Origin of the sequence: Candidatus Accumulibacter phosphatis (assembly GCF_000024165.1) — a bacterium.
Taxonomy (GTDB): Bacteria; Pseudomonadota; Gammaproteobacteria; order Burkholderiales; family Rhodocyclaceae; genus Accumulibacter; species Accumulibacter phosphatis.
On the sequence record NC_013194.1, the window covers coordinates 2708763 to 2725794 of the forward strand.

Consider the following 17032-nt stretch of genomic DNA (forward strand, 5'->3'; position numbering starts at 1 on the left):
GGGCATGGCCCGGTGAACTCGGGCGACGATCACGCCGATCCGCGTGCGCTACGCCGGCGCACACGCCTCGCGGCCCTGACGACGCTCGCCTGCAGCATCCTGCTGGCGGCAGCGTGCACGTTCAACGCACGTGTCGATTCGCCGCCAGTAGCCGGCCAGGGCATCGTCCAGGGCATGGCCCAGGTCGACCATGGCACGGTCCACGACGCGGACTGGTTCGATCCGGTACGGCGGCGCGCCGTCCCGGTTCGCCTCTACTGGCCGCAGGGCGTCGCTGCCGATGCGCGGGTGCCCCTGGTCGTCTTCTCGCACGGTCTCGGCGGTTCACGCCGAGGCTACAGCTACCTGGGTGCGCATTTCGCCGCCAACGGTATCGCCAGCCTGCATCTGCAGCATGTGGGCAGTGACCGCTCGCTGTGGGGCGGCAGTCCGTTCGGCCTAGTCGAGCGCCTGCAGGGCGCTGCACAGGACAGCGAGGCGATCGCACGGGTACACGATCTGCACTTCGCGCTCGACCACCTGCTGGCGGGTCCGCGCGGCGAGCAGATCGACCGCAGCCGCATCGTCGCTGCCGGCCATTCCTACGGAGCCAACACGGCGCTGCTGGCGGCCGGTGCGCGCGTCGAGCGCGAGGGTCGGTGGCTCGACTATCGCGACGCGCGCATCAGCGCCGCGATCGTCATCAGCGCGCCGCCGTTCTACGGCGAGAGCGACCCGGCAAAGGTGCTGAGCCACGTGAGCATACCCACGCTGCACATCACGGCCACCGAGGACGTGATCCGCGTTCCCGGCTACTACTCGCCGGCCGCCGACCGGCTTGCGGTTTTCGAAGCGACCGGGAGTGCGCGCAAGACACTGGCGGTCTTCGACGGCGGCTCGCACAGCATGTTCACCGACCGCGCCGGCACCGGTGGCGCCAACCTGAACCCACAAGTGAAGCGGGCTACCCAGGATCTCTCGGTGGCGTTCCTCAAAATGCTCTTCGAGGGCCACAGCGACACTCTGGCCAGTTGGCCCCTGCGGCATCCGGGAATCGTCGCTCGCTTCAACGTTGCCGGCTAGGAGGGCGACTACCCGCCGGCTATCGTGGAGCGCCATAGGTGCGGGATCTGCGGCGCCAGCAGGCAGGTTTTTCCAGCATCGACACATCGACACGCCGCTTGCCGAAAATCTCCTGAGCCAGAGCCCAGCGATGGCGCTCCTCGAGACAAACGACGGCAATTTGTTCAAACCACTTCTGGATACGATTCATGGTCAGCGACTCCTCGGCAGGAATGAATTGATCGCAACTCACTGCGACCGGAGACAGCTTAGCATGAAGCTGTACGAATGTACAGCAATAGGCTGTCGGGCCGCGCGGGCCGTGCCGACCATCGTGCGACTCCGACGGTTTGCCGCCCCCCGGCGGCGATCGTGCGGCAAGCGACAGCCGTGTGCCCATGGCGTCGCAGCCTGTGGGCGATGGCCCTTGTTTGTTGGGAGGGGCGGCGAGATACTCGCGATCTGCCCGGAGGTCGCCCCGAACATGCCATGCCTGTCCACTATCCGCCAGCCCGCGACCCGCGGCCGCAGCCGCGCCCATTCGCTCGTTCGCCGCGCTCCCGAGGCCCGACCCTGATGGCCGCCTATCCGCAGGGCCTGGTTCGCACGCGCGACCTGTCCGACGGCAGGAGGGTGACCATCCGTCCCATCCGTCCCGGGGACGTCGAGATCGTGCAGGATTTCGTGCGCCACCTTTCGCAAGAGTCGCGCTATTCGCGTTTCATGTCGCAACTGAACGAGTTGTCGGCGAGCAAGCTGAAGTACTTCACCGACATCGACTACGATCGCCATCTGGCGCTGATTGCCGTTGCCGCCGCGGGCGCCGAGGAGATCGAAGTCGGCGTCGCACGCTATGTGGGCTTACCGCAGCCCGAACGCTGCGAGTTCGCGATCGCGGTCGACGATGCCTGGCAAGGTTCCGGCGTTGCCGGGATATTGATGACGACGCTGATGGATGCCGCCCGCGAACGCGGCTTCCAGAGCATGAACGGTACGGTGCTGGCGACCAACCATCGTATGCTCTGCTTCGTGCGGCGGCTCGGTTTCACGTTGCGCGGCGATGCTGAGGATCCGGGCACGGTCGCGGTCGAACGACAGCTCTGACTACGGCCGGCCCGCTCGTGCCGGATGCGCCGGCCGCGGGGTCGGCGGCGCAGCCGCTGCGGCACGCCGCTCGGGCGGGCTCGCCGTCAGGCAGTGTAGCTGCCGGCAGTGGCGCCGCCGCCACTGTCGATCCAGTCGTGGTGGAAGAAGGTACCGCGCGGCTGGTCGGTACGTTCGAAACCGTGTGCGCCGAAGTAGTCGCGCATCGCCTGGATGACGTTGGCGGGCCCACGCGCGCAGCGGTAGCCATCGTAGAAAGCGAGCGCCGCCGACACGCCGGGGGCGGCGATCCCGTGCTCGGCGGCGAGCACCACCGCGCGCCGCCAACCGTCTTGGCAGCGGGCCAGCGTTTCCCGGAACCAGGGGTCGAGCAGCAGGCAGGCGAGGTCGGCGCAAGGCTCGTAGGCGTCGCGGATGCGGTCCAGGAAGGAACTGCGAATGATGCAGCCGGCGCGCCAGAGCAGCGCGACGCCGGCGAGATCGAGGTGCCAGCCATGGGCTTCGCTGGCGGCACGCATGAGCATGAAGCCCTGTGCGTAGCTCACCAGCTTGCTGGCCAGCAACGCGTCGTGCACGGCAGCCAGCAGCGCGGCGCGATCGACGCACGGCCGCACCGGCGGACCGGGCAGGATCGCCGCCGCACTGCGGCGCTCGTCGAGCAGGGCGGAGAGCTGGCGCGCGCAGACCGACTCGCTGATCAGCGTCAGCGGCACGCCGAGCTGCAGGGCACTCTCGCTGGTCCAGCGACCTGTGCCCTTCTGGCCCGCACGGTCGAGGATGCGGTCGACCAGAGGCACGCCATCCGCCTCCTGCACGCGGAAGATTTCGCCGGCGATCTCGACCAGATAGCTGGCCAGGTCGTCGCGCTTCCACTGCGCGAAGACCTCCGCCAGTTCGGCAGGCTGGTAGCCGCCCAACTCCCGCAGCAAGTGACAGGCCTCGGCGATGAGTTGCATGTCGCCGTACTCGATGCCGTTGTGCACCATCTTGACGAAGTGGCCGGCGCCGCCGTCGCCGATCCAGTCGCAGCACGCTTCGCCCATCTCGCTGCGGGCGCTGATCGCGCGCAGGATCGGCCGCAGATGGGGCCACGCCGCGCGGTCGCCGCCGGGCATCAGGCTCGGGCCGTGGCGGGCACCTGCCTCGCCGCCGGAGATGCCCATGCCGACGAAGCGGATGCCGCGCGCAGCGAGAGCCGTGCCGCGTCGCTCGCTGTCGGTGTAGTGCGAATTGCCGCCGTCGACGATGATGTCGCCGGTTTCCAGATACGGCAGCAGGCCGTCAATGCTCCGGTCGACCGCGTCGCCGGCCTTGACCAGCAGGAGGACGCACCGCGGCCGCTCGAGCAGCGCGGCCACTTCCGCAGGAAGGCGCGCGCCGACGATGGTCGTCCCCCTCGCCGGACCGGCCAGGAATCCGTCCAGGCCGTCGGCGTCACGCTCGTACGCCACCACATGGAAGCCTCTGTCGGCCAGGTTGAGGGCGAGGTTCCGACCCATGACGGCCAGCCCGAAGACCGCGATATCGGCAAGCGGCGGCATGTCAGACGCCCGCCGGGACGCGCCGCGCGCCGCCACCGGAGCGCGCTGAGCAGCGGCGGCAGCGCATCAATCGAAATCCCGGAGGCGCAGGTCGTCGCGACGCGGTGCGCCGCGCTCCACCCGCATCCGCAGAATGTCGATCGTGCGCCCATCCTGCGTGGCGACGATGAAACGCCAGTCGCCGGGCACCGGATTCAGCACCCATGAGTAGCCGCGAAAGCCGCGATCGCGGCCGCCAGTGGTCTGGAAGGGGCGGCGGTAAACGAGTCGCCAGCCGTCGGTGTCGCGCACCTCCCAGCGGTGTTCGAGGGGCGCCGTCACACCGAGCGGCGCGAACACCGCCGACAAGCCATACAGCCGGCCGCCTTCCGGCACGTGCAGCGTGCTCGCCTGATCCCGCCACCATTGCCACCACGCTGCCCGCTCGACCTGCACCGCATAGCGGCCGGCCTCCTGCACGAAGTCCTGACCGACCGCCAGTTGCCGCTTGACCAGCGGCACCGGCGCGATCATGTCGAGCCGGAAGGCCAGCATCAATACGACGGCCAGGCCCCAGGCCGGCCAGATGCGCCCCGGCCGTCCCGGTGCCAGCCAGCGCAGGCCGTGCGTCAGCACGACGCCGGCGGCCGTGGAAGCGTAGAACCAGAGGGGATCCAGGCTGCCCAGGGCATGCGGCAGCGCGAAATTGAAGAGCAGGATCGCATTTAGTGCAAACAGCGCCCAGGTCAGCGTGAAGCGCTGCCCGTAGTGGTTGCCGGCGAACTCGTTGCCGACCAGGAGGGCGCCGAGAAAGGCCGCCATCAGCCAGGTGCCGAGGTGGCCGGAACTCTTGAAGTAGAGGATGAAGAGCGCCGAGAAGATGCCGCCGAAGAAGAACTGCAGCAGCAGATAGGGCGCTTGCCAGGCGATGGCGTTGAAACGGCCGGCGCGCGACTTTTCGGCGGTGGGGGCCGTCATGCCGAGCGCTTCCCGGCGAGCCAGCCACAGCGTCAACAGCGCGGCGCCGAGCAGGAAAGCGCCGAGGCGCCAGAAATCCATGACGCGGATGCGCTGGCCGATGGTCAGCGCATCCCAGGCGAATCCGCCGAGGAAGGCGGCGACCGGGTACAGGCGGCGCAGCAAGGCCCATGTCGTGACCGCGTTCACGCGCGGCGCCGCCCGGCGAACCGGCAGGGGCCGGGTTGGCGGCGAGTCGTGTCAGGCGACACCATCAGGCGCCTGCGGGCACAAGCAGTGCCGCCCCGAGATGGCCCACCTTGACGTAGATCAGCGCACCCTCGGTGCCGGTGAAGGGCGTGTGGCGACTCCAGCGCGGATTGCGCAACCAGCTTCCTTGCGGATATTCGCCGTCCTCGTCGCGAAAGAGCCCGTCGAGAACCAGGATCTCCTCGCCACCGGGATGCACGTGCGAAGTGAAGCGCGTCTGTGGCGCCCAGCGCACCAGCGCCGTGTTGATCCCCGCGTGTTCGTGCAGCGGCAACACCGACAGGCCGGGAACCAGTCCCGGATGCCACTGCGCTGTCCCGGTATCGACGCGCAACGCTTGCCGGTCGCCGGCCGCGAACTGCCAAAGCTTGACGAACAGCGTGCAGCCGGTGCGCGAGAAAGGCGTGTGCGTCGAGCCGGGTGGGTTGCGCAGATAGCTGCCGGCAGGATAGTCGCCGTCCTCGTCGGAAAAGACGCCGTCGAGCACGAGAATCTCCTCGCCGCCGCCGTGCGTGTGCGCATGGAAACCGGCGCCAGCGGCGTAGCGAACGATACTCGTCGCGCGACCGACTTCGCGGCCGACGCGGTCGAGCATGCGGCGTTCGACCCCCGGTTGCGGCGAGGGCAGCCAGCGCGCGTCGGCGGCGTGCGCGACGATGCGCTGGGTGAAGTCGTCGTTGACATGGGCGATGGTCTGAGAATGGCGGTCGTCTTCGGTCATCGCGGTTGGCTCTCGTGTCGGCGGATCGCGTGGGGGTGTCTGCGGCAGCGGCCTGGTGGTCTGCCACGCATCTGGCGGAACAGAACCCTAACAGAAGCCGTTGCCGATGGCCACGCCGCCAAGGCTTGGCGAGCGCACCGCGCTCAAAAGCGTTGCAAAGGCCGTAGCCCGGATGAAGCGAATGCGGAATCCGGGGACCGCGGTGGTGGGTGAAACGTCCCCGGATTCCATTTCATTTCATCCGGGCTACAAGGACGCACCGTTCAATTCGTCGCATAGCTAAGTGAAACGGTGGTGCCTGGGCCTCGCTGACCCGGCAGCGACCGGCGCTCGGTAGGGTGGGGTGACGAAGGAATCCCAACGCGACTGCCCAGCTCGTAGTGTCAGGCCAGGCTATCCTCGATCTGGCGATGTTGGGGTTCGTTCCTCACCCCAACCTACGAATCTACGAATCGGTGTCGCCGGTGCTCTGCTCAGCGGCGTAGCCTGGATGGAGCGAATGCGGAATCCGGGGTTTCCAGGACGGTCCCGAAAAACCTGTCTTCTCCGAATCCCATTTCACTTCCGTGTACTCGAAGTGTGGACGTCCCGCTGGCCGTCGCCAGGCCGCTGCGGTGGAAGTGGCGGAGGTTAGGATGCCGATGCATGCGCTCTGCGGCGTCGGCAGTGGGAAGTGCCAGAAGGCCGGGGCAGGCGTGGACACGCGACCCAGCGCGGACTGGCCGCCTCAATCGAGCGTCGTCTCGAACGGATTCAGAAGTGGCACAGCGAAATGCGCAAAGTCGTCAACATTACGCGTCACGACGGTCAGTTGGTGGACGATGGCCGTTGCCGCGATCATGGCATCGTCGTAGAGGGTATCGGACTTCCGGTGCAGCAAACGGGCCCACACGCGAAACGTCTGGGCGTCCATTGGCAGGATGTTGTAGGCGGCAGCGAGCAGATCGGCCCATCGCTCTATCTCGGAGGCCTTGTTGGTATCCTGCTCGCGAGTGAGTTCGATACCTGCCTGGATTTCACCGAGAGTGACGGCCGACAGGTGTATGTCCGCTTCGGCAATGGACTGCAGCCAGGCCACGACCGCCCCGTGAGGGCGCGGTCTGCGCAGTTCGGATACCACGTTGGTGTCGAGCAGGTACATGCACCTAGCCCAACTCGGGAACGCCTCGCCGGCGGGCGACTTGCCTCGGTGGAGTCAGAACGTCCGCGCAGCCGGTGTTCGACAGGAGCAGCTGTTTGAGGGACGGCCGCGCTGTCGCCTGCAACCGTCGCCACTCATCGACGGGGACAAGTACCGCGGTCTCGGCGCCGCGCCGGCTGACCATCTGCGGTCCGTCGACGACGCAGGCATCCAGCAGCTCGCTGAAACGCGCTTTTGCATCCTGAACCGGCCAGATCCTCATTTGCACTCCAGTCAGACTAGTCAGAAGACTAGTCTAGCAGAGACTGGCTGGTGATGCGATGCGGAATCGCACAGAGACATTTTCGATGTGTCGATTTTCCAGCGCCGCAAACATACCGTACGCATTTCTAGCGACGGTGTCGACGTACCGGCAGCCGTAGGAGGCGAGGCGGCGCTGGTTTTCTGTCGTCGGCGCCGGGTTTTTCCGGTTTTGACGATCCTTGGGCGCCAGCTGTCCCCGCCGGGGATTCACGGTCTGGTGTGGGTGATGCTGGGGAGTCGCCTGGTGGCGCTAACCGCTGGCCTGTCGTGGAGTCTGGACCAGTGAGCGCATTTGGTGAGCACGCCCCTGCTTGATGTGCCCGAGCGCCATCGCGGGCATGACCGCAAAGGCCAGCCCTACCCGCAGCTTCATCTTGTGCATGCCGCGGATGAAGTGGTGCTCGAAGCCGAAGCTGTTGTCGATACGGTTGTTGATTCGTTCCAGTGCGCTGCGCCGGTTGTAGCCCCGATGCCAGCTTGGGCTGCCATGGGGCGTCGGCACGAAGATGCGGCGATCCTGCTCGGTGATCTTGATGCGAACGATCCGCCCATAGGCGCCGGGATTGACGTCGCCTGCGGCGTGGCAGGTCTCGGCGCCTGGGCACGCACTACCGACGCAAGCCGCCGGGCAACGGTACTTCAGCGTGTCTCGATTGGCTTCGGGCGATCACCGCATTCCACATCGCCTGCACCGGATAATCGTCTCGGCCCTTCGCCCGACGGGCTTCGAGGGCCTGCATCAGCGCATCGTCCGGCAGGGAATCGAGCGCCAACGACAAGCGGTCGAGGTCGGAACCGCTTTCAACGTCTTCCCAGGAAAAGATCCGAGCTTGCGGGACATGCGCCATGGTCGCGCTGACGAGTAGATGGAAAGTATGATCTTACCATACGCTGACACGCCTAAGTGCCTGTTACTGTGTATGGTTATGGTTTGCCGACCAGAAAACTTGGGGTGGGGTGAAAGTTGATGGCCAATGCATAGACGATCGCTGAAGGCCGGCAAAGAGGCCCTAAACTGGGGTAGAAAATTCCTGCCCCCGTCTGAAACCCTGTAATGGCAAGGGTTTGCGAGGAGCGCAAAGGCCTCGCACAGGTTTCGTATTCACTCAAGCCTTGCTAGACTGCATTCGCAGTCTGCGATCCCCGATCCCCGATCCCCGATCCCCCATCAAGCATCAGGAGGCAGCGATGAGCAAACGCGCACTTTGCATCGGCATCAACAACTATCCCGGCACGCACATGGACTTGACCGGTTGCGTCAATGACGCCAACGACTGGGCGGCCGAACTGACGGCGCGCGGCTTCTCGGTCAGCAAGCTGATCGACAGCCAGGCGACCAAGGCGGCGATGGTCAGCGGCATCCAGGCGCTTATCGGTGGTGCGGTCAGCGGCGATGTGGTGGTGATCACGTATTCCGGGCACGGCACCTACGTACCGGACACCAACGGCGACGAGGTCGATGGCCTCGACGAAGGCCTCTGCCCGTACGACCTGCAGACCAAGGGTGCGGCGCTGCTCGACGACGAGATCAACGAGCTGTTCAGCGCGCGCAAGGCGGGGGTGCGCCTGGTGCTGATCTCCGACAGCTGCCATTCCGGAACCGTGACGCGCGCCGCTGCGCCGGACCCGGACGCCGAAGACGCGCCGCGCCCGCGCTTCATGCCGATGGGCAACTGGCTGCCGGCGGATCAGTTGCCGCGCGGCATCAGCGGTCAGCCATTGACTTCGGTGACGGTCACGGCGGGCGGTTCGCCTTTTGCCGCGGCGCTGTCGCGCAAGACCGGCGACCTGCTGCTCGCCGGCTGCAAGGAAGGGCCCAACAACTTCAGCTACGACGCGCGAATCGCCGGCCGTCCGTGTGGCGCCTTCACCTATTACGCGCTCAAGGCGCTGAAGGCGCTGCCCGCCAATGCCACCTATGCCGACTGGTACGCGAAGATCAATCCGGTCTTCTTGCCGTCGGCGTCCTACCCGCAGAGCCCGCAGATCGTCGGTACGGCGGACGCCCGCAAGCGCAAGATCTTCAGCTGAGGCCGCACGGCGATGGCGGCGAAGACCTCTCTCCACCTGACCGGTCGCCAGACCGACAAGGACCGCCTGCCGGCGCTGCTGCAGTCGGCCAGCCGTTCTGCCGGCGCGGCGGAGGATCTCTTCCTGCCGGCGGGCTACCTGCAGACCCGCGCGTGCTTCGAGGTCGGCCCTGCGGCGCGTGGTGTCGGCGGGGCCGCGCAGCAGTACGAGTCGGCCGATGACGAGGTGTTGGTCGTCGAACTCGCCGACGGCGGCGTGCTGATCACCAGTGCGGCCAGCCTCAAGGCGTCGCTCGAGCGCAGCCGGCCCGAACTGATCGGCAGCGGCGGCGAGATCCTCTTCGATCAACTGCGCAGCGAGGGCGCCGCGGCGCGTGGGGTGGTCGGCGAAGCCGTCGGCGGACTGGTCAGCAGAGTCTTCGCGCTGACGGTGGGTGTCAGCAGCGACGCGATCATCGACGATGCCCGGAAGAAACTCGCCGGGTTGATTGCCGACAAGCTTGGCGAGGCGGCAACCGAAAAGCTCGCCGAAGCAGCCGAACTCGGCGTCAGTTGGCTGGGCGCCAAGGCCTTGATGTGGGCGATCGAGAAGCGGCTCGATCGCCAGCCCGGTCTCTACGGCTGGGACGATGTGCGCGGCGGCGCGGTACGCGCTCCCGGCGAGGATGCAGAGGCGCAGGCGAAGCGGCAACTGGCGCGGGCGCGCGCCGACCTGCAGAAGGCGGCGGGCGCGGAATTGCCGGTGCTGGTGTTCATCCACGGGGTGGGCTCGAGCACGCTCGGCAGCTTCGGCGACCTGCAACTCGATCAGCGCGACCTGTGGAGCGCGCTCGAGCGGTATTTCACCGGCGGTGTCTACGCCTTCGAGCACCGCACGCTGTCTGAGAGCCCGATCGAAAATGCGCTGCAACTGCTGGCGGCGCTGCCGGACGGCATCAGGGTCAGTTTCGTCGCACATTCGCGCGGCGGTCTTGTCGCTGACCTGCTCTGCCTGGAGAGCTTCCACGCGCTGGTCGACCGTTACGCTGCCGATCTGCCCGGCACCGGCGATGCCGACGAAAAGGACCGGCAACGCGTCCGGCGCGAGCTCGACGCCGCTCACACCGGACAGCGCGCACAGTTGCGGCAGCTGGCCACCGATCTGGCCGCTCGCCAGGTCGTCGTGCAGCGCTACGTGCGGGTCGCCAGCCCGGCGCAGGGGACGAAGCTGGCGAGCGGCAATCTGGACTTCTTCCTCTCCGCTCTGCTGACGCTGATCGGCCAGGTGCCGTTCTTTTTCGGCAGTCCGATCTATTCCGCGTTCAAACGGGTGGTTCTCGAGATCGCGCGCAAGCGCACCAATGCCCATCTGGTGCCGGGAATCGAAGCGATGCTGCCCGACTCGCCGATGGTGCGTCTGCTGCGCGACGCGCCGGTGCGTGCCGGAGTCGAGATGGCGGTGATCGCCGGCGACATCGAAGGCGGCAACCTGCTCAAGCGTCTCGGCGTCCTGCTGACCGATTTCCTGTTCTTCGACAGCGTCGATAACGACCTCGTCGTCGACACGGCCTCGATGTTCGCCGGCATTGCTCCGCAGGCGCGCGCGCGCGCATTGTTCGATCGCGGTGCCGACGTCTCGCATTTCCGCTACTTCACCAATATCGACACGCGCGCCGCGCTACGTGACTGGCTGGTCACCGGTGACGTCCTGCGGCTGGCGGCTTTCCAGCCCTTGCCCGGGCCCTTCGCAGATAGCGACCCGCCGGTCGACGCGGCGACCACCCGTGGCGCCTCTGCCGAGCGTGCCGCGCCGCCGCGCGACCTGCCGGTCGTCGTCGTCCTGCCGGGCCTGATGGGCTCGCACCTCTGGGTGAACGGCAAGGACCGCATCTGGTTCGACCCGCTCGACATTGCCGGCGGCGGCCTGGCGAAGATCGCCTGGGGGCAACCGGGCGTCGAGGCCGAGACGCTCTTCGGCATGTTCTATGCCGACCTGTGCGACTTCCTGGCGCGCAGCCACCGCGTCGAGTGCTTCGCCTACGACTGGCGGCAGCCGCTCGACGTTCTCGGCGAACGGCTCGCCGCTTTCCTCGCCCGTCTGCTGGAGGAGACCGCGCAACCGGTGCGTCTGCTTGCCCACAGTGCCGGCGGACTGATCGTTCGCGCCTGCCGGCACACACGGCCGACAGTGCTGGACGCGCTGATGGCGCGTGACGGGGCGCGCTTCGTGATGCTCGGGACACCCAATCAGGGCAGCTACTCGATGGTCGAGAACCTGCTCGGCAAGGGCGACACACTGCGTTCTCTGGCCCGCCTGGATCTCGGTCACAGCCTGCGGGAGGTAGTCGGGATCGTTGCCGGTTTTCCGGGCGCGCTGCAGTTGCTGCCACGGCCGGGGTTTGTCGACAGCTTCCCGCGGGAAGGCGGAGGCGGGGAGGCAAACCAGGATTTTCAGGCCGCCGATACCTGGAAGCGCTACCAGAAGAAGGTCTTCGACGTCTGGTTCGGCGACCACCAGTCGGCGACGCCGACGCAGGGCCAGCTCGACGCCGCGAACTGGCTGTGGCAGCACGAGAAGGATGCGCCGCCGGCGCTGCCGGTGGCCTGGGCGGCGAAGACCGTCTACGTCTTCGGGGTTGCGCGCAATACGGCCTGTGGCGTGCGTGAGGAGAAGAAGCGCTTGCGCCTGGTCGGCACGACGCAGGGCGACGGCACCGTCACCTGGGCGTCCGGGCGAATCGAGAATATCGGCACCTACTATTACATGCCGGTCAGGCACGGCGACCTGCCATCGACCAGCGAGTATTTCCCCGCACTTGGCGAACTGCTGCATACCGGAGCGACGGCCGCTCTGTTGCGCAGTCCGCCGGCGGTGCGCGGCGGCGAGCCCGTGTCGCCGCTGGTTTACGACGCCGGGCCGCCGACACTCGATGGCGGCGAGGCGATGGCGCGTGGCCTGTTGGGCGGTGCGCCGCGCAGCCGCGTGGTGGCGCGCCCGAAGCGCCGGCTCGCGGTCAGCGTCAAGGCGATGGACCTGCGTTTCCTGACGCAGCCGGTGCTGCTCGGGCACTACGAGCAGGACCCGATTGCCGGCGCCGAGGCGCTGATCGACCGCGAACTGCTCGACGGTGACCTCAGCCAGCGCTACAACCTCGGGCTCTACGCCGGTGCCCGCGGCACGGCGACAGTGGTCCTGCGCGTTCCCAACGAACAGGAACGCCGCCGCGGCAGCCTCAGCGGTGCCGTCGTTTGCGGTCTCGGCGCCTACGAGGGCAACCTGAGCGTCGACAAGCTGACCGAGGCCGTGCGCGCCGGCGTCCTGCGCTACCTGCTGCAGGTCATCGACGTGCTCGGCAAGGACGATCGCGAGCTGCCGCTGGCGGCGCTGCTGCTCGGCTACAACTCGTCGGCGAGCCTGTCGGTGGCGGCCTCGGTGGAAGCCCTGTTGCGGGGTGTCCTCGACGCCAACGCCCGTTTTCACGAGACGACGCGCCTCAACATCCGTGTCAGCCGGCTCGATATCGTCGAGCTGTACCAGGACACGGCGATCACCGCCGCGTACGCGCTGCGCGAGATGCCCAATCGTCTCGCCGAGCTGACGCACCGTTACGGCGTCGCGCTTGCCTGTCGGCCGGAACTGGAACAGGGCGAGGGGCTACGGCGGCGCCTGTTCGACAGCGGCAGTCCAAGCTATTGGCCACGCCTGATCGTCACCGACGGCAGCCGCCAGGAGGCTGAACTGCCTAACGATGCGCTGCCAGCGAGCAGCGAGGGCCCCGGTGCCGCCGCGGCCGGCGGCCAGTCGGCGGGGCGTCAGCCGCGCACGGCAATTGCCGAACGCCTGCGCTTTCTTTACGTCGGTCAGCGTGCGCGCGCCGAATCGATCGTGCACCAGCGCCAGCCGGGCCTCGTCGAGAGGTTGGTCCGCCAGCAGATTCAGAGCACCCGTTGGCAGGAGGACTTCGGGCGCGTGCTCTTCCAGTTGATGATGCCGCACGACTTCAAGGACGTGGCACGCCAGCTCGACAGCATCGTGCTGGTGGTCGACGACTACACCGCCAATTTGCCCTGGGAGCTGATGTTCGCCGACGACCCCGGCAGCGCCGGGGCCAGGCTGCCGTTCGCAGTGCGCACCCCGATCGTCCGGCAACTGGCGGCCGCGCAGTTCCGCCGCCTGGTGCATCAGGGTTTCGAGCGCAAGGCCTTCGTCGTCGGCAACCCGTCGGTCGAGGGTTTCGCTGCGGCCTTCCCGGATCCGCAGCATCCGCAGGCGGGCGAGCCGCCGGATCTGGCCGGTGCGGAGAACGAGGCCAACGCGGTGGCGGCGGTTCTGCAGGGGCTCGGCTACCAGGTGGTGCAGGCGATCGGCAGCGACTGTCGCGCCACCGACGTGCTGACCCGCCTGTACCAGCAGGCCTACCGGGTGGTGCACATCTCGGCGCACGGCATCTTCGACCAGCCGCACGTCGGCGGCGGGCGACGTACCGGAGTCGTTCTCTCGGATGGCCTGCTGATTACGGCCGCCGAGATACGGGCCATGGAAACGGTGCCGGAGCTGGTTTTTCTGAGCTGCTGTCACCTCGGCAAGGTGGATACCGATGGTGCCGGCGAAGCCTCGGCGGCGCGCACCGTGCGCGAGGGCAACCTGCTGGCGGCGAGTGTCGCGCGCGAGCTGATCAATATCGGTGTGCGCTGCGTCGTCGTCGCCGGCTGGGCCGTCGACGACCAGGGCGCGATGATCTTCGGCAAGGCGTTCTATCACAGCCTGCTGCTCGATCGCCGCACCTTCGGGCGGGCCATCTTCGAGGCCAGGCGGGCGGTCTGGGACGTGAAGCCGGAAGACATCACCTGGGGTGCCTTCCAGGCCTATGGTGATCCCGGTTGGCGGGCTGAAGCGCGCGTCGCCGGCAGGAGCGACGACGAGGACGACTATGCCTCGCCGGATGAACTGCTCGACGAACTGGTCAGCCGACGGGCGAGCCTGTCGCGCGCGCCGCAACGGCAGACGCCGCGCGAGACCGACGCGGCAAGAAGAGATCTCAAGCGCCTGCTGAAGGACCGCTGCCCGGCCGGCTGGCTGCAGCTACCGGCCGTACAGTCGGCGCTTGCCGGTGTCTGGGCGGACCTGGGAGACCTCACCCAGGCGCGCGCCGCCTACCTGTCGGCGGTGCAGGCCGAGGACGGTGCTGGGCAGGTGCCGATCCGGGATCTCGAGCAACTCGCCAACGTCGAGGCCCGGCTCGGCGAGAGGAATGCTGACGAAACGCTGATCGACAACGCGCTCGAACGACTGCAAGGCCTCGAACGCCTCGTCCTGAAGGCTGACGGTGAAGCGGCGACCGGAGCAATCAACGCCGAGCGCAGCGCCTTGCGCGGCAGCGCAGCCAGGCGCAAGGCCAGCCTGTGCGCCAGGCGCCTGCTCGAGTCGCCGCCAGGGAGCGAGCGCGACCAGGCGGCCGACGCCATGAACGCCGCCTTGCAGCAGAGCGCCAGCTTCTACGGGCAGGGTGAGGGGTTGCCGGGAAGCCCCGCTTTCCGGCCGTACAACGCGCTCAATCGTCTGGCCATCGAGGCCTTGCTGTGCCCGGCCGACAACAACGCGCAGGCGGCGATCGAGCTGGCCCGTCACTGCCGGCGGGCGGCTGGCGAAGCCTATGCTCGCAGTGCCAGGCTTTGGGATGCGATCATGGATCCGGAGTCGCTGCTGGTCGAGCGCCTGCTCGACCGGAGCCTGCTGCAGCCCGGCGAGGCGGGCGAGGGCGCCTGCGCAGAGGTGGTGCGCGCCTACCGCGAAGCCTTGTCCAACCTGACGGTCACGCCGCGCCAGTTCGACTCGGTGCGGGCACAGTGGCGTTTACTGTCCACATTCTGCCGTGCCCGCCACGTCGCCAGCGGCCTCGCCGGCTGGCAACTGGCGGGTGATCGCCTGTTCGCGCTGGGCGACATGATCGACGACGCGCATGCGAGGAGCCAGGGATGAAACTGCACGCTTTCGTGGCCATGCCTTTCGGCAGCAAGCCGGGGCACGATGGTCAACTGATCGACTTCAATCGCGTCTACGCGGAGTACATTCGACCGGCGCTCGAGGCGGCCGGCCTCGAGGTCTTCCGCGCTGACGAAGAAGCCCGCGCCGGCGATATCCGGACCGACATGTTCCAGGAACTTCTGGTCGCCGACCTGGTTGTTGCCGACCTGACGCTCGACAACGCCAATGTCTGGTACGAGCTGGGCGTGCGGCATGCGTTGCGCGCGCGCGGCGTCGTCCTCGTGCAGGGACCGCGGCCGAACCAGCCATTCGACATCTACACCGATCGCAAGCTCAACTACTCGCTGGTCGACGGCGCTCCCGATCCGGCGAAACTGCCGGCCGAGCGCGACGCACTGACCGCGATGGTGCGCGCCAGCATGGCGAGCTCGACACGGCGGAAGGTGAGTCCGGTGTTCCAGTTGATTCCCAACCTCGAACAGCCGGAATGGCGCCGCTTGCTGCTTGCCGAGCGCAACGAGTTTTCCGATGCCTACGACAGCTGGTCGAGCCGCATGGAAGTCGCGCGCCAGAAAAACCGGCCGGGCGACATCCTGGTTCTCGCCGACGAGACGCCGATGCGCGCGCTGCACCTGGAAGCCAAGCGCAGCGCCGGCAACGCCCTGCTCAAGCTGAAGCAGGTCGAACTCGCTCTCGAACAGTTCGAGATGGCGCTTGAGCTGGACGGCGACGACAAGGCCAGTCGCGAGAAGCAGGCCATCTGTCTGGTCCTCCTGAATCGTTTCGAGGATGCTCGGGAATGGGTCAAGCAGCTCACCGACGACCACCCGCAGGACGCCGAATCCTGGGCGCTCGCCGGTCGGGTCGAGAAAGAGAGCTGGATTGCGCGCTGGCGTCAGCCAGGATTGTCGCCGGCCCAGATGCACGCCCTGGCAAGGGAGGAGAACGCGGCCCTTGGCGAGGCAATCGATCCCTATTACCAGGCTTTTGTCGCCGACCCGAGGCATCACTACTCGGGGATCAATGCGCTGACCTTGCAACTGCTGCGCCAGCACTGTGGTGGCGACGCGAGCCAGAGCGTGATCGACAACCTGATCGGCGGCGTGCTGTGGGCCAGCCTGACCGCCCAGGAGCGCAACCGCAAGGATTACTGGGCGCGCGCCAGCTACGCCGAACTGTGCCTGCTGGTCAATCCGCTCGACAGTGTCCGCAAGGAGTATGGCAACATGGTCGCGACCGCCAATCGCGACTGGTTTGCCCTCGACTCGAGTCGGCAGACCCTGACGCTGCTGCGCGATATCGACTTTCGCCCCGCCGAGACCGCCGCCGCGCTGGCCATCGTCGATCGCGAGATCGCGCGCAGCACGCCGCCTTTCGAGCCGCGGCAGGTGCTGCTGTTCAGCGGCCACATGATCGACGGCCCGGACCGGGTGCCGCCGCGCTTTCCGGCGGAACGGGAGGCTCTGGCGGCCGAGGGCATCGCCCAGGCGCTCGACCAGCTCGGCGCCGGGCCCGGCGACCTGGCGCTGGCGCAGGCCGCCAACGGTGGTGACCTGTTGTTCCTCGAAGCCTGCCGGGCACGCGGCGTCCGCCTGCAACTGCTGCTTCCCTTCGAGGAACCGGAGTTCATCGAACGTTCTATCCTTGTCGCCAGCAATGGCGAGCAGTGGCGCCAACGCTACTTTGCCGTGACCGCCGCTCTCGAGGTCGCGCCGCGGATCATGCCCGACGAACTGGGTCCCTTGCCGAAGAGCCTGCGTGGCGAGCCGGCGAACGCCTTTGAACGCTGCAATCTCTGGCTTTTGTACACGGCGCTGGCCTGGGGAGTTCGCAAGGTGCGTTTTGTCTGCTTGTGGAATGGTGGCGGCGGCGACGGGCCCGGCGGCACCGCGCACATGTACAACGAGGTGAAGCGCCGCACCGGACGGGTGACCTGGCTCGATACGCGCACCCTGTGGTGAGCGAGCCGCGCGCTTGGGC

General features: G+C 67.5%; 13 protein-coding genes. 5 read left to right on the forward strand and 8 right to left on the reverse strand.

Translation table 11 applies throughout. The features are described from left to right. The first annotated feature begins 12 nt into the window (after positions 1-12). Positions 13-1062, forward strand: coding sequence for an alpha/beta hydrolase family protein (locus CAP2UW1_RS11785; RefSeq protein ID WP_015766834.1), 1050 nt, complete (start codon positions 13-15; stop codon positions 1060-1062). A 19-nt stretch (positions 1063-1081) separates the two neighbouring features. Here CAP2UW1_RS11785 and CAP2UW1_RS26100 read toward each other — a convergent pair whose 3' ends face one another. Further along, the gene (locus tag CAP2UW1_RS26100) at positions 1082-1252 is read right to left on the reverse strand and encodes a hypothetical protein (RefSeq protein ID WP_015766835.1); all 171 of its coding nucleotides are present in this window, start codon (positions 1250-1252) and stop codon (positions 1082-1084) included. Between the two features lie 365 nt (positions 1253-1617). Between CAP2UW1_RS26100 and CAP2UW1_RS11790 the strand changes: the two genes are divergently transcribed. Continuing rightward, complete coding sequence (locus tag CAP2UW1_RS11790) at positions 1618-2145, forward strand: GNAT family N-acetyltransferase (protein WP_015766836.1); 528 nt, start codon at positions 1618-1620, stop codon at positions 2143-2145. 86 nt (positions 2146-2231) lie between these two features. On the opposite strand, the gene gnd is transcribed toward CAP2UW1_RS11790, so the two are convergent. The 7 genes from gnd to CAP2UW1_RS11825 all read right to left on the reverse strand — a co-directional run bounded on the left by gnd (position 2232) and on the right by CAP2UW1_RS11825 (position 7905). Next, on the reverse strand, positions 2232-3686 hold the full coding sequence (gnd, locus tag CAP2UW1_RS11795) for a decarboxylating NADP(+)-dependent phosphogluconate dehydrogenase (RefSeq protein ID WP_015766837.1): 1455 nt from the start codon (positions 3684-3686) through the stop codon (positions 2232-2234). A gap of 66 nt (positions 3687-3752) precedes the next feature. Beyond that, positions 3753-4832, reverse strand: coding sequence for a DUF2914 domain-containing protein (locus CAP2UW1_RS11800; RefSeq protein ID WP_015766838.1), 1080 nt, complete (start codon positions 4830-4832; stop codon positions 3753-3755). Positions 4833-4896: 64 nt separating this feature from the next. Further along, entirely contained in the window at positions 4897-5613 is a 717-nt protein-coding gene (locus CAP2UW1_RS11805; RefSeq protein ID WP_015766839.1) for a cupin domain-containing protein, read from the reverse strand. 727 nt (positions 5614-6340) lie between these two features. Continuing rightward, complete coding sequence (locus CAP2UW1_RS11810; RefSeq protein ID WP_015766841.1) at positions 6341-6754, reverse strand: type II toxin-antitoxin system VapC family toxin; 414 nt, start codon at positions 6752-6754, stop codon at positions 6341-6343. A gap of 4 nt (positions 6755-6758) precedes the next feature. Then, positions 6759-7016, reverse strand: a complete 258-nt coding sequence (locus tag CAP2UW1_RS11815; RefSeq protein ID WP_015766842.1) for a type II toxin-antitoxin system Phd/YefM family antitoxin — start codon at positions 7014-7016, stop codon at positions 6759-6761. Between the two features lie 291 nt (positions 7017-7307). Further along, the gene (locus CAP2UW1_RS26105) at positions 7308-7559 is read right to left on the reverse strand and encodes a hypothetical protein (protein WP_041567829.1); all 252 of its coding nucleotides are present in this window, start codon (positions 7557-7559) and stop codon (positions 7308-7310) included. Positions 7560-7665: 106 nt separating this feature from the next. Further along, positions 7666-7905: a hypothetical protein gene (locus tag CAP2UW1_RS11825; RefSeq protein WP_041567830.1), complete on the reverse strand. Its 240-nt coding sequence runs from the start codon at positions 7903-7905 to the stop codon at positions 7666-7668. A gap of 340 nt (positions 7906-8245) precedes the next feature. Between CAP2UW1_RS11825 and CAP2UW1_RS11830 the strand changes: the two genes are divergently transcribed. Genes CAP2UW1_RS11830 through CAP2UW1_RS11840 form a run of 3 tightly spaced genes read left to right on the forward strand, consistent with a single transcriptional unit; the run spans position 8246 to position 17013 of the window. Then, positions 8246-9088 carry a caspase family protein gene (locus tag CAP2UW1_RS11830; protein ID WP_015766843.1) on the forward strand — a complete coding sequence of 281 codons (843 nt, stop codon included), beginning with the start codon at positions 8246-8248 and terminating at the stop codon, positions 9086-9088. Positions 9089-9100: 12 nt separating this feature from the next. Beyond that, complete coding sequence (locus tag CAP2UW1_RS11835) at positions 9101-15046, forward strand: DUF7379 domain-containing protein (protein WP_015766844.1); 5946 nt, start codon at positions 9101-9103, stop codon at positions 15044-15046. Then, entirely contained in the window at positions 15043-17013 is a 1971-nt protein-coding gene (locus tag CAP2UW1_RS11840; protein ID WP_015766845.1) for a tetratricopeptide repeat protein, read from the forward strand. The genes CAP2UW1_RS11835 and CAP2UW1_RS11840 overlap by 4 nt, the downstream gene beginning before the upstream one ends. Positions 17014-17032: the final 19 nt, after the last annotated feature.

Coding starts and splice junctions, on each gene's coding strand:
- CAP2UW1_RS11835 (WP_015766844.1), top strand. CDS start 9,101: ATGGCGGCGAAGACCTCTCTCCACCTGACCGGTCGCCAGACCGACAAG.
- CAP2UW1_RS11840 (WP_015766845.1), top strand. CDS start 15,043: ATGAAACTGCACGCTTTCGTGGCCATGCCTTTCGGCAGCAAGCCGGGG.
- CAP2UW1_RS11830 (WP_015766843.1), top strand. CDS start 8,246: ATGAGCAAACGCGCACTTTGCATCGGCATCAACAACTATCCCGGCACG.
- CAP2UW1_RS11805 (WP_015766839.1), bottom strand. CDS start 5,613: ATGACCGAAGACGACCGCCATTCTCAGACCATCGCCCATGTCAACGAC.
- CAP2UW1_RS11815 (WP_015766842.1), bottom strand. CDS start 7,016: ATGAGGATCTGGCCGGTTCAGGATGCAAAAGCGCGTTTCAGCGAGCTG.
- gnd (WP_015766837.1), bottom strand. CDS start 3,686: ATGCCGCCGCTTGCCGATATCGCGGTCTTCGGGCTGGCCGTCATGGGT.
- CAP2UW1_RS26100 (WP_015766835.1), bottom strand. CDS start 1,252: ATGAATCGTATCCAGAAGTGGTTTGAACAAATTGCCGTCGTTTGTCTC.
- CAP2UW1_RS11790 (WP_015766836.1), top strand. CDS start 1,618: ATGGCCGCCTATCCGCAGGGCCTGGTTCGCACGCGCGACCTGTCCGAC.
- CAP2UW1_RS11810 (WP_015766841.1), bottom strand. CDS start 6,754: ATGTACCTGCTCGACACCAACGTGGTATCCGAACTGCGCAGACCGCGC.
- CAP2UW1_RS11825 (WP_041567830.1), bottom strand. CDS start 7,905: ATGGCGCATGTCCCGCAAGCTCGGATCTTTTCCTGGGAAGACGTTGAA.